The following is a 23,655-nucleotide window of genomic DNA, read 5'->3' as shown; positions in this document are numbered from 1 at the left end:
TTAATATTTAATACCTTCTACCTAGCAATTTCTTCCCTCGAATTAGAAACCCTTCTTAATTCTTCACGTTCTGCCCATGAAACCTTTTTGTTGTTAGACTCGCTTATTACTTCAGGACGAATTAATCCACCAGATCTTTCAAAATATCCCTGTTCAATAGCATCGTAGACATAATAATTACCAAGTGCACAATCCTCGCCTAATTCTTCTTTATGACCTTCGAATTTTTCCAATACTTCCTCTTTATTACTCACTTCTACTATAATTTTGCTTTTATTCTGTATGTCAGGATACAGCCTAACGTCTACATTTCCCAAACTAGTATAGAAGGTTAATACTATATCGCTGCCTTCTGTAAGATCTGTGTAATACCTTATTCCACCTTCGGTTTGAATTTCTACTTCACTACTACCGATCTTTACTATATTTCTTCCACACTTTACATCTCCATCGGTTAGACCTAAATCCCTTGCCCCATCTGTTATCTTTATAATGTCTATTTTACTATCTTTAGAATATTCTAAGTAAAAAACGGAGTTGTCTACTCTTGCATCTTTTAGCTCGCTATTGGTTGCACTTTTTGCGATTTCAATAAACTTATGAGAATTGCTAATATAATCTCTATAAGCTTTTTTTAGGTTAGTTTTATGCTCTTTAAATTTTGATGTCAGTGTGTTAGCATCAACTGTATTACCAAACACTGCCCCTTTTGATACTAATTGACATATTATATTACTAGCAACTTTAGGATTTTTTTCTAATTCACTGATTTTTTTCATCACATAATCGGTAAAAGTGTACTCATTACCTGAAAAGAAATCTTGTGAAGAAGAATAGTTTAATCGTACACCAGACTTTATAGCATCGTTTACAATCTCTTCAAGTTCAGCCATGTTTTGAGCCTGAAACACCTTATCAGAAAACTCATTTAACTTTTCCTTTTGATTTGAGGTTAAATTAACGAGTAATTTACTGGCCTGTCCTTTCTTTTGCTGACGATAAATAATATTTATACCATAATCTAATGCTCCTGCTTCTAGAAATACTTTTCTTAACTCTTGAGCAAGATCTTCATTATCCCAAGCAAAACGATCAACATACGAAAACACTTTTGATTCACCCATTCCTTGCCGAATATTTAGCACTACTTTTAGGTCTGAATCTCTTTTATGCTTACTTAAAAACTCCTTTAAATTTTTAGTGCAGTCTGAATCACATACAAGTAAGTCATACAATTCCTTATTCATCTTTTTCTGTTTATCAGTTAAAAATAATTCTTCAATATCATAGCAGAGATTATTAGTTGCTATTCGTTGTGGAGTTTTGCCCTTTCTACTTGTTATATTAGGTTTAGCTCCTTTCAAAAGAAGAGAGTTTGCATTATCGTAATGACCTTTGGCAGCAGCAAGGTATAATGGTGTTTTTCCTTTATTATCTTGTATGTTAGGATCTGCGCCTGCTTCTAAGAGTAAATCTATAGCCTGATTTCCTGTGCGACGAAATCCACCAATCTTTGCTCCTGCAATTGCATGTAATACTGTTGACTCAGATTCTCCTCTCTTTAGGTTAAGAATTACTTTTAAATCTTTATTACTTTTATTGTCATATAAAAATTCTTCAAGGGGATCAGTATTATCAAATGAACCACAGTTAGAAGCTAAACATTTTAGAGCACTAAGTAACTTTTTGTTTAAATTTTTTTGACTTGGCGTAAGATCGTGATCTAGAGCAAACCAAACACAAATTTGTTCGCTTAGTTCAAGTTTACTATCCATTAAAGATGGTGGTTCATTATAATTTCTAACTGATGGCAAATCCCCTGAGTACCACATATCATTCATCAGCTCATTTAATAAATGTTCTTTAGATGATAGATGTTCTATAATGGATTCATATTCAATATCATATAGTTCTGATTTGGATTTTGGCTTTAGTAGATTGATGATAGATTTTACCATCCCAGTAGACTCACCCATACTTACCCCTTAAGCTAAGATACATGATATATTGTATGCGATATGTAACATTAAGTCAATAACCATAATCTTTTTACTACTCATATGATTAAGCTTTTGTTAAGCTTTTATGGTAAGCAATATAAGATCTTTAGACAATCAAGCAGTATAGCATTTACCCTACAGTACGGCTTGTTGTCTGTTTTGAATTTGTTACTATCTCACACCAACTATTTTTTTTCTTTTCATTAGATAAGGTAATTTTTTCAGAAGATTGACGTAGTGTTTCATGTTTTTCAAAATATCCTCGTTTAATCGCATCATGTACTGAATATCCACCAAGTAAGCAATTTTCTCCTATTTCTTCCTTATCTTTTAATTGATCAAGTTTCTTCTTATCATCGTCACTTATCTTTACTTCAATTGTATTGTTGTCTTTATCACTAGAACGTAGATGAATACTAATCTTTCCTACTTCAGTAGTAAAAGACATTTCAATGCCACCTTCTAAAACGTCTGTATAATTTCTTTTTCCTCCTACATTTTCAACTCTTACTATACTCTTTCCAACATGAAATATATGATGTCTAAAACTTAAATCTTTCACTTTTGGATTATTTATAACTTTTGCAACCTCAACAGTGCTATCTTGCGAATATTTTACATAAAAATATCCATTATCCATTTCTACGTGTAAAGCTTTGCCTTGGGCACTACTGTTTATAATACCTTCATCTGCTACACTTTTTAGCTTGTTATCGATTTCTTCACGTTCTGCAAAAATCTCATAACTGAACCCATAAGTTGCATACAATAACTTATCATCATAAAAGGAACTGCATTTTACTCTTCCACCTTTTAATAGTAAATTACTCATGATATTGCGTATAATACCTATATTTTTGTCATCTGATACACCCTCGTAGGCAGGAATATCTCTTATTCCCTTAGAAACTAAACTTGTTATAGTCTCACTATCGTCTGATAAACTCTCATAAGGTGGTAATCCCTTATGCTGTCGTATTCTATCAGGGATATTTCTTATTTCCTTAAAAATTAAACTTGTTATAGTATACTTATCATCGTTATATTTTGAATTGAGTCTTATCCCTTTTTGCAAATATTTATTTGTTATGCACTCTATACGCTCTAAAGCAGTGTTTGTAAAATTTTCATGCTTATCCCTATAACCTTGATCATTTTTTGCTACTACATCTTTTAACTCTTTACAAAATTCATCAATTAGACTTCTCTCACTTTCAGTCAGTGGTAGATCTAGCTTAATTAAAGCAGAGTCTCTTGGACTAATAGGGTAATTTTTCCAATATAAATCACTATCATCAGTTTCACTCTGATACGACAATGTATGTTTTACACATGTGTCAACAGCCTCCCTAGTTTCATGTCTCTGATCAAGGTCATAACATTCCGAACGATTACTTATTCCTTGAACAAACAAACTATAATCATCTAAATCTGTTATGTCATCTTCAGGCGTTGTTCCCTCATTGCTATTACGCTCAATTTTTGAATGCCATGGCTCAGTATTTAATTCCTCTCCTAGCTTTTGTTCACTGATAGATTCTACAACATATTTTACTGACTCTGTACCCATACTACCTCCTAGCCTAGATATAGAATATATTATGTACAATATATAATATTAGTCAAGCTAATTTCAACATAATATTTTTACTACTCATATTTTTGTTAAGTTTTTATGGTGAGTACTACTACTAGGTTAAAAGTTGTTTATTACTGGAAGTTTTAGCCAATTTTACTATAGATCAACAAAATTGAGAACACCAGCTATATTTAATATATAGGAATATGATGGATTATGCTTTATAAGAAGTGCAAAAACTGCTCAAGCTTATACAGTAACCTGCGGAGCCACTTCAGCAGAATAAACAAACATATGCCACTATTAGTAGAGAATTATTTATAAGTCAACTAACTTTTTCAAAAAATACTTTAGTAAAAGTACCATGCTAGTTAGTGTTATAAAGAATTCAATTGTTTACTCTTTCAAAAAAGGTCGTATATTTTTGAGAACGAGTTGCGTAAAAATAGGGTTATAAAAATAGAAGCTTAAAATTCTTGCACCGAAGCTAGGCTCTGTGGACAAAAAATATGAAAAGAGAGAAAAAGATGGTAGTTTAGCCTAATAGGTAAAAAATGGAGAAACTACCATATGCAATATTACATCAAAGAGGAAAATTGGAAACAAATTTTAGAGTTCATAAAAAGCGTAAAAGGAATGCACAGCAAAGATGAAAAACGTTTAAGAATATTCATAGAGGCAGTGTGGTACATAGTGCGAAGTGGTTGCCAATGGAGACTTTTACCAAAAACTTATGGTAATTACAGGAATATACATAAGCGATTTAAAAGATGGTGTGAAAGAGATGTCTGGAAAAAATTGCTTGAATATACTAAACAAGAGCCTGATTTAGAAGTTGCTATAATCGACGGTACGATCATCCGAGCCCATCCATGTTCATCTGGATATACAAAAAACTCCAAGGATCAAGAAGCTTTAGGGAGGAGCAAAGGTGGCTTTACAACTAAAATACATGCGCTTGTCGATGCACTTGGAAATCCACTTAAATTTACTCTGACTCCTGGTCAAAGAAATGAAATTACGCAGGCACAAGTGTTGACCGAAAGTATCTATAACTCTACTGTAGTAGCTGACAAGGGCTACGATAGCAATGCCTTTGTTACAAGTCTTGAAGACAAGGGATGTACAGTAGTTATTCCGCCAAAACGGAATCGAAAAGTGCAAAGGTATTACGATGAGCATATCTACAAAGAACGTCATTTGATTGAGTGTTTTTTTGGTAAAATTAAAAATTTTAGGCGCATTTTTTCCAGATTTGATAAAACTGCTGAGGTTTTTATGGGTTTTCTCAATTTTGTTGGAGCTCTTGTATGGCTTCTCTAAAATTTTGTCCACAGAGCCTAGGTAAATTAGTTCGTATGTAGATTTAGCGAAAGTGAGCCAATATGAATGATTTTAGCGTATAATAAAATCACCATATAAAAAAGTTCGCACGGATCTAGCGGTAGTCCAACGCATCCCAAAACGAAAAGCTCTCACGCTTGTTATTTTTAATTAAATAAAAGTGACTATATTATTAATTTAATGATAAAGAGTATGAAAATATATATCTATTGAAAAGTAGTGCTACTAGTCATAAAAAAATGACTTTACTTTGCTGATTTTTATTGCTACTATGCGACTAGCGACAACAAGAGGTTTTTATGTTACCATTGCAAAATACTGAAAACTCCTCACATGAACAAGGTAGTCATTCGAGGAGTTCAGGTAAGAAAAATCGTAAAACGAGTAGAAAACAGGGGCGTTCTGTTACAGACAAAGATGGTACAGTATCAAAGAGGCTGCGCATGGATGTAAATGTTACTAGTAATGAAGATTCGGTATTTCCTAGTGATTTACAAGATGAACCTAGACAGGATTTGTCTAACGAAGAAATAAAATTTGCTAAAAGTGTGGTTGGTAGAGAAGGAACACCTGCATTTAATCAGTTTTTAGATTTTTTAATTACAGGAGAAGGGACAAAATATCTAGAAGTTCTAAAAAGAAAAGGAATAAATCTGACTAATATGTCCAGTATTTTAGGTAGAGCAGGATCTAATGCTCCTAAAGCTTTTAAAGAGTTATATGATCTTTGGTTTGATAAGCAAGAAAACAAAACACCATATTTAAAAACTCTAGAAAAAGAGGGGATAAATCTGTCTAATATGTCCAGTATTTTAGGTAGAGCAGGATCTAATGCTCCTAAAGCTTTTAAAGAGTTGTATGATCTTTGGTTTGATAAGCAAGGAAATAAAACACCATATTTGAAAACTCTAAAAGACAATGGAGTAGGTCTAGCTCGAATGTCCAGTATTTTGAATGGAGCAGGATCTAATGCTCCTAAAGCTTTTAAAGAGTTATATGATCTTTGGTTTGATAAGCAAGAAAACAAAACACCATATTTAAAAACTCTAGAAAAAGAGGGGATAAATCTGTCTAATATGTCCAGTATTTTGAATGGAGCAGGAGCTAAAGCTTCTGAAGCTTTTAAAGAGTTATATGATCTTTGGTTTGATAAGCAAGGAAATAAAACACCATATTTGAAAACTCTAAAAGACAATGGAGTAGATCTAGCTCGGATGTCCAATATTTTGAATGGAGTAGGATCTAATGCCCCTAAAGCTTTTAAAGAGTTATATGATCTTTGGTTTGATAAGCAAGGAAACAAAACACAACTTTTAAACACTCTAGAAAAAGAAGGAATAAATCTAGCTAAGATGTCCAATATTTTAAGTAGAGCAGGATCTAATGCTCCTAAAGCTTTTAAAGAGTTATATGATCTTTGGTTTGATAAGCAAGGAAACAAAACACAACTTTTAAAAATTCTAGAAGAAAAAAAAATAAACCTAGCTAATATGTCTAGTATTTTAGGTGGAGCAGGATCTAATGCTCCTAAAGCTTTTAAAGAGTTATATGATCTTTGGTTTGATAAGCAAGGAAACAAAACACAATATTTAAAAACTCTAGAAAAAGAGGGGATAAATCTGTCTAGTATGTCCAGTATTTTACATGGAGCAGGAACTAAAGCTCCTAAAGCTTTTAAAGAGTTATATGATCTTTGGTTTGATAAGCAAGGAAACAAAACACAATATTTAAAAATTTTAGAAAAAGAAGAAATAAATTTAACTAAGATGTCTAGTGTTTTAGGTGGAGCAGGATTTAATGCTCCTAAAGCTTTTAAAGAGTTATATAATCTTTGGTTTGATAAGCAAGGAAATAGAACACAATATTTGAAAACTCTAGAAAAAAATGGGATGAATCTAGCTAATATGTCCAGTATTTTGCATGGAGCAGGATCTAATGCTCCTAAAACTTTTAAAGAGTTATATGATCTTTGGTTTGATAAGCAAGAAAATAAAACACAATATTTAAAAACTCTAAAAGACAATGGAGTAGGTCTAGCTCAAATGTCCAGTATTTTGAATGGAGCAGGATCTAATGCTCCTAAAGCTTTTAAAGAACTATATAATACTTTTTTTGATGAACAAGGAAATAAAGAACAGCATTTAAAGCATTTTATTAAGGAAAAAGATGGGGAAAAAAGTTTTATGATGCCTAGTTTATCTGGCATTTTAGGTGGAGCAGGAGCTAAAGCTAAAGATGCTTTTGAAAATTTGCATAATGTTTGTTTTGATGACGAAGGAGAAAGAACAGGACTTTTAGATGATTTCTATAATGCAGGTTTCAGGCCAAGTAACTTATCCTCTATATTATGTGGAACAGGAATACGTGCTTCCTCTATTTTAGAAAGATTGCATAGTGTTTGTTTTGATGACGAAGGAGAAAGAACAGAACTTTTAGATGATTTCTATAATGCAGGTTTTAGGCCAGGTGATTTATCCAGCATATTGAGTGCGGCAGCGGATAGTTTAGAAAAATTTCATGATTTTTGTTTTATAGGAGAAGCAAAAGGGTATTTGAGTCATTTCTTAAAAGAAGGTTTTATGCCGGAAAACTTATCCGAGATATTGCATGGAGCAGGAGCTAATATTTGTTCTGCTTTAAAAGATTTTCATGATATTTGTTTTGATGAGGCAGGAAACAGAACGCAGCCTTTAGATGATTTCTATCAGGCAAGTTTTAGACCGAGTGATTTATCCAGTATATTATCCATGGCAGGAAATAAGGCCACTTATATTTTAAGAAATTTTCATAGATTATGTTTTAATAAAGAAAATTATTTAAATCACTTCTTAGCCGAGAAAAAACTTTTTACGCCAAAAAATTTATCTAGGGTGTTACATAGAGTAGGACTTAGTATTTGTCCTGCCTTTGAAAAATTGCATGGTTTTTGTTTTGATAAAGCAGGAAGCAAAACAGATTATTTAAATAATCTTATCACAAATAACTCACCGAATACGATACTTAATACACTATATAAAAAAGTAGAAAAAGTTAAAAAAGCTTCTTCTGCTTTCTTAGATGAGCAGAATATTAGTGAAGAAGATAAAATAACCAATCCAGGTCTTAACCCGAGTAGCGTATCTGGTAGAACGGAGCAAGAACAAAACTTGGGTAGTTTACAACAAGGTGATTCTAAAATTAAGAGAAAAACCCGGAAGGGTATCACTAACCAAAGTAAGAACGGACAAGATGATAAAATTTTAGACACAGTAGCAGGTAGCTCAAGAGATTTATCCCAGAGACGAGGAACAAGGAAAAAACAAATACAGTCAGTACACTACAGCAAGAGGCAACGAGAAGTGTTTTCACACTTATCAAAGTTTGCGTCATCTATTGAACCAGTGAAACAAGGGCTTTATTTATCTTCTTTTAAAGCACGTGGGGTTGAGATTGATGGTAGATGTGTAGAGATTACACGTGGCTTATCCCAAGCTTTATTTTTACAGAGTGAAGGATCATTTTTAAGTAATTTAGAGAATTCAGCTAAAGTTTATGAGCGTATAGCTCAAGGTAAACAGCTATCTGAAAGGGAAAAAGAGGAGATTTTTGCTTTAAGTAAATTACTTGATGATTTTGATCAGCAATTAGATTCCTCTACAAATAGTCTACCTTCAAACTTAATACGTGCTAAGGGCTACAAAACGCTTGGTGATTTATCAAATTATATAGCTAGAGTTAAAGGTGATTTTGCTATTCACTTAGTAACAAGTGATCACGTTGTTGCTATTTATAGAACTGGTAATAATTATGCTTATTTTGATTGTAATACGGCATTTGTTTCTGGATTAAAAAGCGTTGATCAGCTTATGAAAGTTGTAGAAAAAGCAACAGAATTTGCTAGCTATGAAGTAGGAGAAAAAGGCTTTCTTGTTGAACACTTCGATATTGAGCGAGCTAATAAGCTACTATCCAGTGAAGATAAACAAATTCTAGCAAAGGGATTTAAAACAGAGCATCAACTTCTAGCGGAGCAAGATAAGGAGCTTGGTCTTATTAAGGTTAATGGTCAAGAATTATCCAGAGTACAGTTATATGATTTTGGAACTAAAGTTAATGTAGAAGGCAGTGTACCGTTACTTATTAACGCTGATATGAATTTAAGTAGCAAAAAATTCCAGGATCTTATAGATAAAGAAGAAGTGAGTATAACAGCTAGAGAATATCTTGAGAATTTGAAAAATGGCAAGAATGTGGAAGAAGTGGTACAAGCAACTAAAACAATTCCTTTCATAGGCTCGGATCGTGAAGTTAAAGATGCAGAGCAAACGCGTAAGCCAAAACGATCTGTATTAGAATGGTTGGTTAAAGGAACAATTAATTGCATACTTGCTGCTGTTTCTCTTACTAGCGCTAGTTGGTCAAAGAGTCAGTTACCAGAAAAAGCAGGCAATGAACCTCAAACTTATTTAAGTGATTCAACAGTAGACAAGCAGCTACAAAGATCACTGTGATATTTCTTCCTTGAGTTGCGCAATTTCAGCTTGAGGGAGGCCAGTAGATTCAGCTATTAAGTCGACAGACATGCCAGCTTTAAGTAGGTTTTTAGCCACTGCCATTTTAGCTTTCATTTCACCTTTTTCTTCGTCGATTAGGATGCCTTTTTCAGTAGCATCATCAAGACGTTTTTCCCAAATAGCAGCTTCTTTCTGTACACTCAATACTCTTTCTTCGTATGCTGCAAGATCCTCTTCTTCCCAACTAAACTTGTCTAACTCATCATATGCTAGCTTTACTATTGGTGATTTTTCTGCTATATTCCTTAGGTCTTCATCTGTAGTTTCATCTCCATACTGTTGTCTAAGTGAAGAAGGTCGCCCCTCCTCACTCGACTTCAAAACCGTACGTGAGACTTTGCGCCTCATACGGCTTCTCTCCAATTTGGTGCTTTTCATGCACACCTCCTGTGTAATTCATCGTGACAATGTCCATGTAACAAAGATAAGTTTTTGATCATATTGTTTCGTCTATTCCGGTCTTTGTGATGTATTTTTATTGTATCATCACTTTTAAACCATAGTCTACAATTATCACATTTACTTTGTTGTAACTTCAATAGTTTTATTACTCTTAATGGCTTATCTGGTATTTTTCTCAGACGTTTACCCCAATATACCCAATCACCATCATATGGAGATCTGGTTTTTTGCACTTTGATATGTCGTTTAATATCATGATCGCTGTGTATAATAAGATGTATCTTGTTACTTGTCATAAAACGCCAGTTATCGTTATTATACTTTTTAAAGTATTTTCTTTTTATCCAGCATTTCCCTTTGTTTGGGTGCCTAAAGACTGACCTTACCCAGAAAAAGTGGAGAGAAAGAAAAGAGTTTTTTTGGGTAAAATAAAATTTTGGAGGATTAGAAATGGTAAGAGAATATACAGCAGAATTCAAATTGGAAGCTGTTAAACTGGCAAATGAACAAAGAAAGGCAGATCAAACAATTACAAAAATAGCAAAGGATTTAGGAATAAAGGGTGGTTTATTAGGAAAATGGATAAAGAAACACAACGAAAAAAAGTCAGCAGCAGATGCATTTCCAGGTAGAGGTAACATGGCTCCTTACGACAAAGAGAGGTTTGATTTACAAAGAGAGTTAGCAAGAGTAACAAGGGAAAGAGACATTTTAAAAAAAGCCCTGGCCAGTCAAAAAGAGTAAAATATTTTTTTATAAAAGAGCATAGTATAGCTCTTTTCATAATAGTCCGGAAAGTTCATAGAAAAGCAGAATCAACAGCATGACGAAAAGATGTGAATAGAGGAATGTTTTTCCTAGCTCTGTTTTTTATAGCAAACCAATGATGCTCAATTTTGTTAAAATCGGGAGAATAAGGCGGTAGATATAAAATTTCTGCACCAACTCCTTTAGCAAGTTCAGTAATCTTATTAGACTTATGAAAAGTAGCATTATCAAGGATAACAGTTTGTCCAGGTTCCAAAATCGGTGTTAGGAACTGCTCAAACCATTTATTAAAGATATCCATATTACAGTGGCCTTCAAATGTTAACGGAACAACTATTTTTCTGCCGTTTAAGGCTGCAATCATACTGATTCGTTGAATTTTTTTACCAGATTTTAGAGCATAAAACCGCTGTCCTTTCTGAGAATATCCATAGGGATAGTCTTCGGTATTATCAATACCAGATTCATCTATATATACTAAGTTTTGAGGTTCTTTTGTTGCTATAATTTTCAAAAATTCAGCACGTTTTTCTTCATTCCTTTCTTTGTATCCATATGTCTTTTTTTGCGTGTGAGTCCAATTTTTTTAAGAGCTCGATGAATCGTTGGGATACTAACATTACTCCAAAGCTTAGCCATTTCCGATAGAGTTTTTCCACCATGTTTTTTGGCAAATTCAGTAAATTTATTCCAGTCGGTAATTTTGTGATTATAACCTCCATTTCCAAGTTTTTTCGACTGAAAATCTCCTGTTTCTTTTTTTCTTTGCTGCCACTCCCATAATGTAGTTCTTCCAATTTTAAATCTTGCTGCTACCGTTTCTCTGCTTTCCCCTTCGTCTAGCACTTCCATTGCTTTTTTTCTTAAATCATAACTATATGCTGCTGGCATACTTACCTTCACTACTATAAACTCTTATTTTAACCCGTTTGGACCATTATGAAAAGAGCTATAACTGCTATAAAGTACAGGAATTATGTAGGATTTTCTGCTAGGCTCTGTGGACAAAATTTTAGAGAAGCCATACAAGAGCTCCAACAAAATTGAGAAAACCCATAAAAACCTCAGCAGTTTTATCAAATCTGGAAAAAATGCGCCTAAAATTTTTAATTTTACCAAAAAAACACTCAATCAAATGACGTTCTTTGTAGATATGCTCATCGTAATACCTTTGCACTTTTCGATTCCGTTTTGGCGGAATAACTACTGTACATCCCTTGTCTTCAAGACTTGTAACAAAGGCATTGCTATCGTAGCCCTTGTCAGCTACTACAGTAGAGTTATAGATACTTTCGGTCAACACTTGTGCCTGCGTAATTTCATTTCTTTGACCAGGAGTCAGAGTAAATTTAAGTGGATTTCCAAGTGCATCGACAAGCGCATGTATTTTAGTTGTAAAGCCACCTTTGCTCCTCCCTAAAGCTTCTTGATCCTTGGAGTTTTTTGTATATCCAGATGAACATGGATGGGCTCGGATGATCGTACCGTCGATTATAGCAACTTCTAAATCAGGCTCTTGTTTAGTATATTCAAGCAATTTTTTCCAGACATCTCTTTCACACCATCTTTTAAATCGCTTATGTATACTCCTGTAATTACCATAAGTTTTTGGTAAAAGTCTCCATTGGCAACCACTTCGCACTATGTACCACACTGCCTCTATGAATATTCTTAAACGTTTTTCATCTTTGCTGTGCATTCCTTTTACGCTTTTTATGAACTCTAAAATTTGTTTCCAATTTTCCTCTTTGATGTAATATTGCATATGGTAGTTTCTCCATTTTTTACCTATTAGGCTAAACTACCATCTTTTTCTCTCTTTTCATATTTTTTGTCCACAGAGCCTAGTAATATAGAGAATGCTGTATTTAAGCTATAAAAACAAATTTACCAAGCTTTGAAATGTTAATTACATGGAGAAGTATGTATGACAAACACCAAGTTAGAGAGAAGCCGGATGTGGTGAAAGTCACAAGTCCGGTTTTGAAGTCGAGTGGGGAGAGGTGACTTTCTCCACTTAGATAACTGGAATAAATCGCGGTATAGCTATAGATAGTGTCAACTGTTTAATAAAAAGATCGTAGCTAAACCAAGAAATATAAGAGCTGAGAGAATATCAGTTGTTGCCGATGTTAGGATTGAAGAAGAAACGGCAGGGTCAGACTTTAAGCGATGAAGCATTATAGGAATGAAAGTTCCGATAAACGTTGCAATAATTGACATCATAATCATGGAGACCACAAAAATCATCTCCACTTTGAAGCTGTGAAACCTTATTGCTAACACTACTAATGAAATAGTAGATAAGATCACCCCGTTTATAAGACCTATTAAAAATTCTTTCATCAGTATTCTTTTTGCATTTTGCTCAGTTAGATATTTTGTTGCGATTGCCCGGATGGTTAACGTTACTGTTTGGGATCCTGCATTTCCGCTCATTGATGCAATTATCGGCATGATTATTGGCAGTACTATAAAACTTTTTATTACATCATCGAAAAAGCCAACTACTATGGAACACATTGTTGCAGCTAAGAGGTTAAACAGTAACCAAGGTAGCCTTTTAATTATAGTTTTATGTATAGGGGCATTTATATCGGCTTTAGAAGATACACCGCTTATTTTGAGTACATCCTCTTCTGTTTCTTGTTGAACAACTTTTATCACATCTTCAATTAAGATCACACCAATAATTTTACCATTCTTATTTACGACCGGAGCTGATAATAGAGAGTAGTCTTTAAATATTCTTGCTACTTCCTCTTGGTCTACTCCAGTTTTAATGATTTTTATGTCATGATCCATTATCTCTTTTATTATTGTGTCTCCTGAGTGAGATATTACCTTATTTAAATTAACACTGCCTATAGGCTCTAATTTTGAGTTGATAATAAATATCTGGTGAAATCTTTCTGGTATTTTTTTATAGTTGCACACAAATTCTGTCAGTTGATTTATTGTCCAATAATATGGAGCTATAACCATATCTTTATGTATTAACCTTCCTGCACTTTCTTCTGGATATGATAGCAACTCCTCTACCGATTTCTGAGTTTTGCTGGGCAAATAGTAAAGTATATTTTCTACAGACTTTCTATCTAAATCTTTCACTATGGTTACTATATCTTCTACATCAAGGAGCATTAGTAACTTTGCTGTATTTTCTATTCCCAATGTTTCTATGATCTCTATTTGTAAATCTGGCACTACATGCACTAGGGCATCACTTAACAAATGTTGATCGAGGATATTAACTAATTTCTCCCTGTGATCACTGATTGAAGTAGATAAAAAATAAGCTAACTGAACGCTATCTATCGTTTTTACAATATTACGAACATTTTCTAGCTCATCGTTATCAAGTGACTCTATTAAGTCATCAATAGCCTTTTTGTCTAAACCATAATGAGAACTTATTTTAATATTCATTACTTTACCTTATTTTTTAATAAATATACGCGCTTGATTTCCTTAAACATTAAAGTATAATGAAATTATTTAAATTAACTATCATATGGTTAAATTTCTATTTTGTTTACTGTTATTGTTATTGATAGTAAATATATTAAAATCTAAAGTATAATGAAAACTTATCCAGAAATTCTTGAACACTTTCAAAGCTTAAATAAAAGTATTTCTCTTATCAGGAGGTGTCTTTGACATAGAAAAATTAAAGTTGCGTCTTGAAGAGCTTGACTCCCAAGCGTCGAATGATGACCTATGGCAAGATAACCAAAAAGCACAAGAAGTTTTAAAAGAACGTTCTAAAATTAAGAATGACGTAGAGTCGTTTTTAAAGCTGGAAAGCGATTACAACGATGCCATCAGCTTAATGAAGTCTGCTATTGATGAAAATGATGAAGAATTTTTCTCTGAAGTTGAAAATGAATTAGCTAAGCTAGAGAAATTAATCAAGTGTAAAGAAACAGAATCCTTATTTACTGGCGAAGCAGATAATAATGACTGCTTTTTAGAAATTCACTCAGGAGCTGGTGGAACAGAGAGCAATGATTGGGCTGAAATGCTGATGCGCATGTATACAAGGTGGGCAGAAATTTATCACAACTTTAAAGTTGAAGTTGTAGAAAAATTAGATGGTGATGCGGTTGGTATAAAGTCTGCAATGATAAAAATCGTTGGAGAAAAAGCTTATGGGTGGGCAAAAAGTGAAAGTGGAATTCACAGGCTGGTTAGAATATCTCCGTTTGATGCAAATGGTAAACGTCATACCAGTTTTGCAAGTGTAGGAGTAACTCCAGTGATAGAAGATTCAATTGATATTGCTGTGGATGAAAAGGATCTAAAGATCGACACCTACCGAGCTTCTGGAGCAGGCGGTCAGCACGTGAACAAGACTGAAAGTGCGGTACGCATTACGCATATTCCAACTGGTGTTATAGTTCAATGCCAAAATGGTCGTTCTCAACACAGAAATAAAGATGAGGCGTTAAAATTACTTAAAGGACGTTTATACCAAATTGAACTGGAAAAAAAAGAACAGAAAATGGCTGAAGAATATGGTAAAAAATGCGATATAGGCTGGGGCAATCAGATCAGATCGTACGTTATGCATCCATATCAAATGGTGAAGGATTTAAGAACCGGACATGAAGTGGGCAATATAAATTCTGTTTTTGATGGTAATATAGATTGTTTCATAGTTAGTGTGCTCACTAAGCAAAATTAGGTAGGGTTGACTTTCTTGCCATAATATATGATAATTAAAATATTGTTAAAGTAGGAGTAAAGTTATGGCGATTAAATATGATCAGTGAAAAAGAATATTAAGTACAGTTAATGAAGAAGGGAATTTAAGTAAGGACAATGTAATTGAGAAAATTAGAGAGAAATTGTCACGATATTCAGATGAATATACTCAGTTGAGCGAAACTAGTTTTGATGCGAGTCTCACCTGCTTAAATATAGAGTATACTAGTAGTTGCACAGAACCTGGATTTTTTGGCTTACCATCCATACGTAACCAAGTGGAAATCCATCATAGAACATTATTTATTTTAGCTGCTATTACTGGTCATGTGAAGATTGACCTTACCCAGAAAAAGTGGAGAGAAAGTTTGGAATGTTTTTTACAAAAAGAATGATGCATCAAATTGTTCTGGAATGCAATAGTTAATAGTGACGTTGTTTGTTATAAAAAATTTCTATGTATTCAAATATTGCAGTTCTAGTTTGTTGAGCAGAGTGTTGTGAAGTATCAATAAGTATTTCTCTTTTCAATGAGCTAAAGAAGCTTTCTGCAACAGAATTGTCGTAACAACAGCCTTTATTATTCATCTATATTCTTTACAGCTAAGAGATATTGATACCCTTGCGCAGTATATTGTGAACCTTGGTCACTGTGCAGCAGTAGATTTTTAACAGGTTTACGCCTATTAATGGCCATTAATAAAGAGTTCATAACCAATTGTTTATTTATTGCACTACTCATTAACTACCATACGTGAGAATTATTGCTGCCAAATATAGCCATCCCTCCTTGGTTTTGATGTAAGTAATCCCATACTTTATTTGGTTGATCAACAATAAAGTTTTGATCTGGTATATTGGGAGCTACAGCTCTATTATCTGTTTGTTGTTTTTTAATTTTAAACTTTCTTCTCAGTATAGCCCTGATGTCATTTTTCTGCATAATACTTTGCACCGTTTTCAAATTGCAACTTTTACCCAAAGCCTTCAATTCAGCATGAATTTTAGGAGCTCCATATCTACATTTAGAAACTTGATATATTTTTTGAATAGCTGCGAGTAGCTCTTTATTTGCTGATTCTCTACTGCTTATTTTTCTTGTGGTCCACTTATAGTAGCCACTAGGTGTATGGTCCCAGAGTGTGATGGTGTGGATTTAGTATAAATAATTCTGGAGACTGTGTCCACTGATAACATATAAATTCATAAGGAGTAAGACCCTTAGGCTCTGTGGACAAAAAATATGAAAAGAGAGAAAAAGATGGTAGTTTAGCCTAATAGGTAAAAAATGGAGAAACTACCATATGCAATATTACATCAAAGAGGAAAATTGGAAACAAATTTTAGAGTTCATAAAAAGCGTAAAAGGAATGCACAGCAAAGATGAAAAACGTTTAAGAATATTCATAGAGGCAGTGTGGTACATAGTGCGAAGTGGTTGCCAATGGAGACTTTTACCAAAAACTTATGGTAATTACAGGAATATACATAAGCGATTTAAAAGATGGTGTGAAAGAGATGTCTGGAAAAAATTGCTTGAATATACTAAACAAGAGCCTGATTTAGAAGTTGCTATAATCGACGGTACGATCATCCGAGCCCATCCATGTTCATCTGGATATACAAAAAACTCCAAGGATCAAGAAGCTTTAGGGAGGAGCAAAGGTGGCTTTACAACTAAAATACATGCGCTTGTCGATGCACTTGGAAATCCACTTAAATTTACTCTGACTCCTGGTCAAAGAAATGAAATTACGCAGGCACAAGTGTTGACCGAAAGTATCTATAACTCTACTGTAGTAGCTGACAAGGGCTACGATAGCAATGCCTTTGTTACAAGTCTTGAAGACAAGGGATGTACAGTAGTTATTCCGCCAAAACGGAATCGAAAAGTGCAAAGGTATTACGATGAGCATATCTACAAAGAACGTCATTTGATTGAGTGTTTTTTTGGTAAAATTAAAAATTTTAGGCGCATTTTTTCCAGATTTGATAAAACTGCTGAGGTTTTTATGGGTTTTCTCAATTTTGTTGGAGCTCTTGTATGGCTTCTCTAAAATTTTGTCCACAGAGCCTAAGAGTTTTGAGTCTCTTTGCATAATTATAAGCCATAACAAAGTTATAAAGGTGTTCTTTAAGTTGCTGGTGCGATTGATAGTAATACTTCTTAACTGTAGCATCCTTTAAAGTTTTATTCATACGCTCGACTTGCCCATTCGTCCAAGGATGGCTAACTTTTGTCAAACGATGTTCAATAACATTCTCTTCGCAAACTCTATCAAATATATGTTGGAAAGCATACTTATGACGCTTCTGGTTTGTAAATTGTATACCGTTATCTGTCAAAATAGTATGGATTTTATACGGTAAAATTCTAATCAAATTACGTAAGAACTCAGCAGCTATGGGTTTTGTAGCACTGTTACGCAACTCAACATAGGTAAATTTGGATGTCCTATCAATAGCAACAAACAAATGTAATTTGCCCTCCTCAGTTCTAACTTCAGCAATATCAATATGAAAGTAACCGATAGGATATTGTTTGAATTTCTTTTTTGACTTAACTTCTCCATCAACAGTTGGTAATCTGCTAATGTTGTGTCTTTGTAAACAACGATGCAAGCTAGAGCGAGTCAAATGCGGAATTGTAGACTGCAGAGCGTAAAGGCAATCATCTAGTGGCAGTAGTGTATACTTGCGAAATGTAACTATTATAGCTTCCTCTTCTAGCGTTAAAACAGTCGATCTTGGACGCTTTGGACCCATATCAGCATCTTTCGTAAATGAACGTTTTCTCCACTTAATAATAGTTTTTGGATTAAGGTTATAATGCTTGGAGAGTTTTGCTATGCTCTCTTTTCTATTTTGTATTGCTCTACGAATCGTCTGTGTTGTTTTGGCGCACCCATGTAATATTTGTCCCATAACTCCTCCTTTGATGGTATTTTTTTCTCATATTTTATCATACCATCACACTCTGGGACTGTACACCTAGATCTCAATCTGCTGATTGCGGTGTAAGTTAAATATTATGCTCGACTTATTATACCAAATGAGACTATACTAAAATAGGTTATTTAATAGATGTAGGTTATGAATCGAGCAACAGAACAATTATTTGATGCAGTTAGCAATGGTGATTTAAATGGAGTAAAAGAGGCTTTAGAAAAGGGAGCTGATGTTAGCGATGGATATTGGGTATCTACTCATCTATGCTTCGCTTTGAGAGAAGGATATATAGAAATAGCAAAACTTCTCATTGAAAATGATGCTAATGTTAAAGATGGTGGCAAACAGGCTCCTCTACACTTGGCTGCAGTGAAAGGTGAAATAGAAGTAGCAAAACTTCTCATTGCAAATGATGCTGATATTAATGCTAGAGATGATGACGAACGTACTCCTATATACTATGCTATGATATACAGTAACATAGAAGTAGCAAATGGTGCTAATGTTAATTCTGGAGATCGTAACAAACATACTCCTCTACACCTGACTGCAATGTTCAGTAGAATAGAAGTAGAAGTAGTAAAACTTCTCATTGCAAATGGTGCTAATGTTAATGCTAAAGGTGATGATGAAAGAACTGCTCTGCAAATCGCTGTAGGAGGTCGCAATACGGGTACAGCTAAATGTATCATTGAATATACATTATTACAGAACTTCAATGCTGAAAAACCAAATTTTCTTAACGGTAATGCAGCGTTATCAAGTTACTGGGATAAGTGTAAGGATGAAACTACACAAATGAGCACATATGTTATTGGTAACATTCGCAATAGAAATATATCCATTAATGATTTTCTTACAGAAAAAGACGATGTGAAGTTAGTTTCGTATGTGGGAAATGAAGGCATTATTCTCCAATTACAAGAATTACAATCAAATGGCTACAAAGAGTTTCCAATATTTGCTGATTTGCTTAAGGATCGAATTCAAAGTAGAATTACAGAAGGAGAGAGAAAAAAGTGCTTGTATGATAGAATCGGAAAACTTGAATTTAAACAATTACCGCCTGAGTTAATGAACATTGTGAATGAAAATTTAGTATCCGTTCAGGCAATAGCGTCAACTTAAGGAAAAATATCAGCGATAGTGTATAAAATTTCTCTCCAAATTTTTTATCATTAAATTATCCAAAGAGTGCAAGGAACAGCACTTTTGTTTCTGTTTTATTTCAACAAAGAAGTCTAAAATGTGTCCTTTTTAGGTGAAATATGCAAAAAGGAAAAAACCTTATTCTACAAATTAAAAATATAATATACTCGAAAACTTTTCAGAAAATCCATTGTGTTGAGTTTTACACGAACAAGAAAACTTCCTTTTTCGACAGTATTTTCTATGATTTTAAAGTTAGTTAAAAAAAGTTTGGGAATAGAATGTGAACTTATGGAGCCATTGACATGTACCCTCAAAGCAAGCTTTTTCTAAAGCAAGGTATAAGATTTGCCATACAGGCTTTCAAGAATTTAAGCATCCAAACAGCCTATCAGGATGAACCTGAGTTGGAGAGGCTATAGACTTATTGCAGCAGATGGTTCTGGTATGAGATTACCCAGCTCTGGGGAAATTGTATCCGAGTTTGAACCAAATGGAACAACAGGCACAATGCCGCCATTGGCAATTTGTTTGTTGATTTGTGTACTTCGCTGATTTGTAGTGCTCGTCTTGCAGCTTGGAATATAGGTGAACAAACGTTGGCGGCAGAGCAATTACCCGAAGTTATCACTCAAATGCGTTTATTAAATCAAATTATTTATCTATGATCGTCTTCAGTAAAATTCATTCAGCAGCATTATGATTTGGAAGTAGATTTTATTTTTCGCTTGCAAAAAAGAAATTATAGTAAGCTATGGGAACGCTGGCGAATTAGATTTTGATTTTATATTAGAAAATGAAAAGCTAAAAAATAAAATGAAAGGACAGAAAGTAAGAGTTATAGTGCTGACATTAGCCAACTGAGAAACAGAGTTTTTGACCGAGACTTTGGAGCAAAGCTTATGTGTTAAGGTGGCACATAGAGGAGTGCTATAAACGACTCAAAGTAGGAGCAGAGTTAGAGAATTTTTCTGGAGAGGCTGTATTACAAGAATTTTGGGCAAACTTGGTCATGTGCAATATATTATCGCTTCATATGTGTGATGCACAAGGGCCTTGGAACCCAGATCAAATTACTGAGTATCGTTTAAATTTTTCAGTTTTATTTGGTGTAATGAGGCAGAAACTCTATCAGGTACTTATTGCGCCAAAAAACTTTCAAGCCCTTTTTAAGTATACGCGCTAAAGTTAAAATCCGACCGGGACAGCCGCAATAAAGTAGATAAGCCTAAACGCCATCATGTCTTTAGGAGAGTTTGCTAATGAAAGTTCTTAAGTTGACGTCATTGACTGTTCCGATTCGTTATATGACATAAGAGCATCATATATTTCATGCAAATGTATTTGAGATGTTTTTTTCCGTATGTTGATTAATATGCCCATATATTGTCGTCTCTTCCGAACACTCTGTATCTTTATGTATATGATTTTGTTGCTTTAATTCTTCTCTATCTACACTCTCTATTTGCTCTGACACTAGCATAACTACCCCATATTTTACATAACGAAATAAAAAATTCTAACTGTAGTATGCTTATATAATCTACGAAGTCAATAGTTAAATTGAAAAGTTTCGGTTATAATTTACTTCATATAGAACATGCCCTTGAATTATGCTAAAAATCGCCATAGTAGGCCTACCAAATGCTGGAAAATCGACCCTATTCAACAGATTAGTAGGAAGAAAAGCAGCAGTAGTGAGTAACATTCCAGGAGTGACAAGGGATAGGCGAGAAGGAATGGGGAGAATTAGCGATTTGGAGTTTAAAGTTATAGATACAGGAGGATGGAACGACCAAACTAATTTTTCACTACAAGTTATTGAACAAATCGAATTTTCTTTATCCAATTCAAACATAATTTTCTTTCTTGTTGATGCAAAAGTGCAAAATGAGCGAAATGAAGAGTTTGCAAAGTGGCTGAAGAGAAAAATAAATAAACCTGTAATACTAGTAGCAAATAAATGCGAGAGTCATAAATCCGAAAATGTTGATTATTTGCAGTTTTTTGATTTTCTTGGCCCGGTGTATATCTCTGCCGAGCATAATCTTGGCATGGTTGATCTTTATGATGCATTAGCTGGTGTTATTGAAAATTTTAACGAGAACACTGAGTTACCTAACAATGAACTGAGTAGGCTGAGGATCGCGATCATCGGCCGTCCGAATGTTGGAAAATCAACTTTTTTAAATGGTTTACTTGCAGAAAACAGACTAATAACAAGTTCAGAGCCAGGTACCACACGTGATTCTGTGGATATTACATATGATCATGATGGAGAGTTAATTACTCTAATTGACACTGCCGGAATCCGCAGAAAGGCGAATGTTGTAGATGGCTTAGAATCAAGATTTGTTGAGAAAAGCATGGAATCAATCAAGCGCTCTCATGTGGTAGTTTTAATGCTAGACTCCCTAGTTGGTATTGAGCAGCAGGATTTATCAATTGGTGAAGCTGCAATTAAGGGAGGGAAAGGGATTATTGTTGTTTTAAATAAGTGGGATTTAATAGGTAAGGATGACAGAAGCAGGTTAATAAAATTTGTCAAACAACAGGAAGTAACCAGGTTATTCTTGGAAGTGCCAACTATAACAATTTCTGCGTTAAAAGGCATGCGCTGCGGTGATGTGATAGATAAGTGTCTTGAAGTGAGTGAATCCTTGAACAAGAAGATCAGCACTGCAAAACTGAATAAGTGGCTCATAGATGCTGTAGGAAAACATTCTCACCCTCTTGTAAAAGGCAAAGCAGTTAAAATGAAGTATATCGCTCAAATTGGTACTAAACCTCCAGCTTTTTCTTTGATATGTAACATACCTGAAAGTGTTGATGAAAGTTACAAACGCTATTTAATTAACGATCTCAGAAAAAATTTCTTTGCAGACGGTGTGCCAGTTAGATTGCTTTTGAAAAAAAATAAAAATCCCTATGTAAAATGAATACTCTGCTTTATACTTTCAGGGATAATTTACTTAAAGTTATGTGTAATAATTCCAGAATTCCTGCAATCTTTCTGCTGTCGAGTGCCGCTGCTCTAATTTTTGCATATGTGCTAGAATATTTTTTCAACATGCTGCCATGCAAGTTATGTACATACGAGCGAATAGTTTACTATATCGCCGGATTACTTGCAGTAGCGTGCATGCTTAAAGACAACAAAATTCTAATCTATGCAATGTTTTGCAGCTACCTCATAGGTGCAGTAATATCTTTTTATCATGTAGGTCTTGAACTCCACTTATTTCATGATGTTTTAGGTTGTACAGAGCAAGCAAGTGGTAACGTTAGTATAGAAGAGCTCAGAAATAATCTACTAAATCCTAATTACTCTCCATCTTGTGACAGACCTCATTACGTTCTAGGTGTTTCCTTAGCAACATGGAATCTAATTTATCTCATAGTAGCTCTGTTCGTATCAGGTAAGGTGTATTGTGGAGAAAGAAAGAAATCTAAATAATTTAAGGTACAGCAACAATCAGTTCTTGCAACAGGCAATTAGAGTAGATCACGCTGGAGAATATGGAGCTATTTGCATTTATTCTGGTCAAAAATTTATTCTTAAGAAATCTTCTATAATCAATGAAATAATTGAAATGGAAGAGCAGGAAAAAAAGCATTTTCACTATTTTAATGAGAAAATCAAAGAGCAAAAAGTTCGTCCTACTGTTTTGTTGCCTGTTTGGCGTGTTTTAGGAGTGTCGCTTGGCGTTGCAACTGCCATTATGGGCAAAAAAGCTGCTATGGCTTGCACTGCTGCAGTTGAAGAAGTTATCGGGGAGCACTACAAAGAGCAAGTTTCACATTTAGAAGATGGGGAATTAAGAGAAACTATAAGTAAATTTCGCGACGAGGAGTTAGAGCACAAAGATATTGCAATTCAGCACAATGCTGAAAGCGCATTTGGCTACAACATTTTATCATCATTCATAAAAACAGGCTGCAAAACTGCTATTTACTTGTCTAAGTTAATTTAACTAAGCAGCTTTCTTAAAGTGTTTTAAATGTTCTGATAACAACAGAAACCAGGAAGGAATTCAAGTGTAACAATTATTTTATAACTATATTTACATATCACCATTATTAATAAATAATTAGTATTTGTAAATTAAATACATCTAAAGTATAGACTGCAAAGGAGGCAAAAGTGCGTTTTAATTTAGAAGAGGGAAATGCTCTTATGTAATACCTGCCACAGGTTCAGTTA

14 protein-coding genes and 5 pseudogenes are annotated in these 23,655 nt (G+C 34.1%); 10 read left to right on the top strand and 9 right to left on the bottom strand.

Going from position 1 to position 23,655, the window contains the following annotated elements:
- Positions 1–17: 17 nt before the first annotated feature.
- A complete protein-coding gene (locus tag OOK85_RS05385) occupies positions 18–1,976 on the bottom strand; it encodes an ankyrin repeat domain-containing protein (protein ID WP_264702620.1) in 1,959 nt (652 codons plus the stop codon).
- A 154-nt stretch (positions 1,977–2,130) separates the two neighbouring features.
- Positions 2,131–3,570: a hypothetical protein gene (locus tag OOK85_RS05380; protein WP_264702618.1), complete on the bottom strand. Its 1,440-nt coding sequence runs from the start codon at positions 3,568–3,570 to the stop codon at positions 2,131–2,133.
- A gap of 579 nt (positions 3,571–4,149) precedes the next feature.
- On the opposite strand from OOK85_RS05380, the gene OOK85_RS05375 reads away from it, so the two are divergent.
- Together OOK85_RS05375 and OOK85_RS05370 are read left to right on the top strand one after the other, a co-directional pair.
- The gene (locus OOK85_RS05375; protein WP_264702604.1) at positions 4,150–4,902 is read left to right on the top strand and encodes an IS5 family transposase; all 753 of its coding nucleotides are present in this window, start codon (positions 4,150–4,152) and stop codon (positions 4,900–4,902) included.
- A 320-nt stretch (positions 4,903–5,222) separates the two neighbouring features.
- Complete coding sequence (locus OOK85_RS05370) at positions 5,223–9,413, top strand: hypothetical protein (protein WP_264702616.1); 4,191 nt, start codon at positions 5,223–5,225, stop codon at positions 9,411–9,413.
- Here the strand turns inward: OOK85_RS05370 and OOK85_RS05365 are convergent.
- Complete coding sequence (locus OOK85_RS05365; protein WP_264702614.1) at positions 9,405–9,824, bottom strand: hypothetical protein; 420 nt, start codon at positions 9,822–9,824, stop codon at positions 9,405–9,407. The genes OOK85_RS05370 and OOK85_RS05365 overlap by 9 nt on opposite strands.
- 504 nt (positions 9,825–10,328) lie before the next feature.
- On the opposite strand from OOK85_RS05365, the pseudogene OOK85_RS05360 reads away from it, so the two are divergent.
- Positions 10,329–10,645, top strand: a pseudogene (locus OOK85_RS05360) (transposase); the annotation flags it as partial.
- Between the two features lie 32 nt (positions 10,646–10,677).
- Here OOK85_RS05360 and OOK85_RS05355 read toward each other — a convergent pair.
- From OOK85_RS05355 to mgtE, 3 genes are all read right to left on the bottom strand, one after another.
- Positions 10,678–11,537 (bottom strand): IS630 family transposase gene (locus OOK85_RS05355; protein ID WP_264702431.1). Its coding sequence is split into 2 segments (ribosomal slippage): positions 10,678–11,213 and positions 11,213–11,537, totalling 861 coding nucleotides; the frame shifts between segments, so codons are not numbered across the junction.
- 121 nt (positions 11,538–11,658) lie between these two features.
- Positions 11,659–12,411 carry an IS5 family transposase gene (locus tag OOK85_RS05350; protein WP_264702259.1) on the bottom strand — a complete coding sequence of 251 codons (753 nt, stop codon included), beginning with the start codon at positions 12,409–12,411 and terminating at the stop codon, positions 11,659–11,661.
- Positions 12,412–12,704: 293 nt separating this feature from the next.
- The gene (gene mgtE / locus OOK85_RS05345) at positions 12,705–14,075 is read right to left on the bottom strand and encodes a magnesium transporter (protein ID WP_264702609.1); all 1,371 of its coding nucleotides are present in this window, start codon (positions 14,073–14,075) and stop codon (positions 12,705–12,707) included.
- Between the two features lie 153 nt (positions 14,076–14,228).
- Here mgtE and prfB point away from each other — a divergent pair.
- Positions 14,229–15,333 (top strand): peptide chain release factor 2 gene (prfB, locus tag OOK85_RS05340; protein ID WP_264702607.1). Its coding sequence is split into 2 segments (ribosomal slippage): positions 14,229–14,303 and positions 14,305–15,333, totalling 1,104 coding nucleotides; the frame shifts between segments, so codons are not numbered across the junction.
- Between the two features lie 400 nt (positions 15,334–15,733).
- On the opposite strand, the pseudogene OOK85_RS08030 reads toward prfB, so the two are convergent.
- Both OOK85_RS08030 and OOK85_RS05325 read right to left on the bottom strand, forming a co-directional pair.
- A pseudogene (locus OOK85_RS08030) lies at positions 15,734–16,473 on the bottom strand (IS3 family transposase); the annotation flags it as partial.
- A gap of 1 nt (position 16,474) precedes the next feature.
- Positions 16,475–16,576: pseudogene (locus OOK85_RS05325) on the bottom strand (IS481 family transposase); the annotation flags it as partial.
- Between the two features lie 81 nt (positions 16,577–16,657).
- Here OOK85_RS05325 and OOK85_RS05320 point away from each other — a divergent pair.
- Positions 16,658–17,410, top strand: coding sequence for an IS5 family transposase (locus OOK85_RS05320; protein WP_264702604.1), 753 nt, complete (start codon positions 16,658–16,660; stop codon positions 17,408–17,410).
- Between the two features lie 16 nt (positions 17,411–17,426).
- Here the strand turns inward: OOK85_RS05320 and OOK85_RS05315 are convergent.
- Positions 17,427–18,278 (bottom strand): annotated as a pseudogene (locus OOK85_RS05315) (IS481 family transposase); the annotation flags it as partial.
- Positions 18,279–18,446: 168 nt separating this feature from the next.
- Here OOK85_RS05315 and OOK85_RS05310 point away from each other — a divergent pair.
- From OOK85_RS05310 to OOK85_RS05290, 5 genes and pseudogenes are all read left to right on the top strand, one after another.
- Positions 18,447–19,430 carry an ankyrin repeat domain-containing protein gene (locus OOK85_RS05310; protein ID WP_264702287.1) on the top strand — a complete coding sequence of 328 codons (984 nt, stop codon included), beginning with the start codon at positions 18,447–18,449 and terminating at the stop codon, positions 19,428–19,430.
- Positions 19,431–19,570: 140 nt separating this feature from the next.
- A pseudogene (locus OOK85_RS05305) lies at positions 19,571–20,714 on the top strand (IS4 family transposase).
- Positions 20,715–21,064: 350 nt separating this feature from the next.
- Positions 21,065–22,390: a ribosome biogenesis GTPase Der gene (der, locus tag OOK85_RS05300; RefSeq protein WP_010963041.1), complete on the top strand. Its 1,326-nt coding sequence runs from the start codon at positions 21,065–21,067 to the stop codon at positions 22,388–22,390.
- On the top strand, positions 22,387–22,908 hold the full coding sequence (locus OOK85_RS05295; RefSeq protein WP_065094847.1) for a disulfide bond formation protein B: 522 nt from the start codon (positions 22,387–22,389) through the stop codon (positions 22,906–22,908). Before der ends, OOK85_RS05295 begins: the two co-directional genes overlap by 4 nt.
- Complete coding sequence (locus OOK85_RS05290; protein WP_006279362.1) at positions 22,883–23,425, top strand: demethoxyubiquinone hydroxylase family protein; 543 nt, start codon at positions 22,883–22,885, stop codon at positions 23,423–23,425. The genes OOK85_RS05295 and OOK85_RS05290 overlap by 26 nt, the downstream gene beginning before the upstream one ends.
- Positions 23,426–23,655: the final 230 nt, after the last annotated feature.

The sequence above is a fragment of the Wolbachia endosymbiont (group A) of Volucella inflata genome, from assembly GCF_947250665.1.
Lineage (GTDB): Bacteria > Pseudomonadota > Alphaproteobacteria > Rickettsiales > Anaplasmataceae > Wolbachia > Wolbachia pipientis.
Note: the sequence above shows the minus strand (reverse complement) of the source record. Positions and strands in the feature narration are given on the sequence as shown.

Excerpts from the sequence above, each read along its gene's own strand:
- OOK85_RS05295 (WP_065094847.1), top strand. The coding sequence starts at position 22,387 with ATGAATACTCTGCTTTATACTTTCAGGGATAATTTACTTAAAGTTATG.
- OOK85_RS05380 (WP_264702618.1), bottom strand. The coding sequence starts at position 3,570 with ATGGGTACAGAGTCAGTAAAATATGTTGTAGAATCTATCAGTGAACAA.
- mgtE (WP_264702609.1), bottom strand. The coding sequence starts at position 14,075 with ATGAATATTAAAATAAGTTCTCATTATGGTTTAGACAAAAAGGCTATT.
- OOK85_RS05310 (WP_264702287.1), top strand. The coding sequence starts at position 18,447 with ATGAATCGAGCAACAGAACAATTATTTGATGCAGTTAGCAATGGTGAT.
- OOK85_RS05385 (WP_264702620.1), bottom strand. The coding sequence starts at position 1,976 with ATGGGTGAGTCTACTGGGATGGTAAAATCTATCATCAATCTACTAAAG.
- der (WP_010963041.1), top strand. The coding sequence starts at position 21,065 with ATGCTAAAAATCGCCATAGTAGGCCTACCAAATGCTGGAAAATCGACC.
- OOK85_RS05365 (WP_264702614.1), bottom strand. The coding sequence starts at position 9,824 with ATGAGGCGCAAAGTCTCACGTACGGTTTTGAAGTCGAGTGAGGAGGGG.
- OOK85_RS05350 (WP_264702259.1), bottom strand. The coding sequence starts at position 12,411 with ATGCAATATTACATCAAAGAGGAAAATTGGAAACAAATTTTAGAGTTC.
- OOK85_RS05375 (WP_264702604.1), top strand. The coding sequence starts at position 4,150 with ATGCAATATTACATCAAAGAGGAAAATTGGAAACAAATTTTAGAGTTC.
- OOK85_RS05370 (WP_264702616.1), top strand. The coding sequence starts at position 5,223 with ATGTTACCATTGCAAAATACTGAAAACTCCTCACATGAACAAGGTAGT.
- OOK85_RS05320 (WP_264702604.1), top strand. The coding sequence starts at position 16,658 with ATGCAATATTACATCAAAGAGGAAAATTGGAAACAAATTTTAGAGTTC.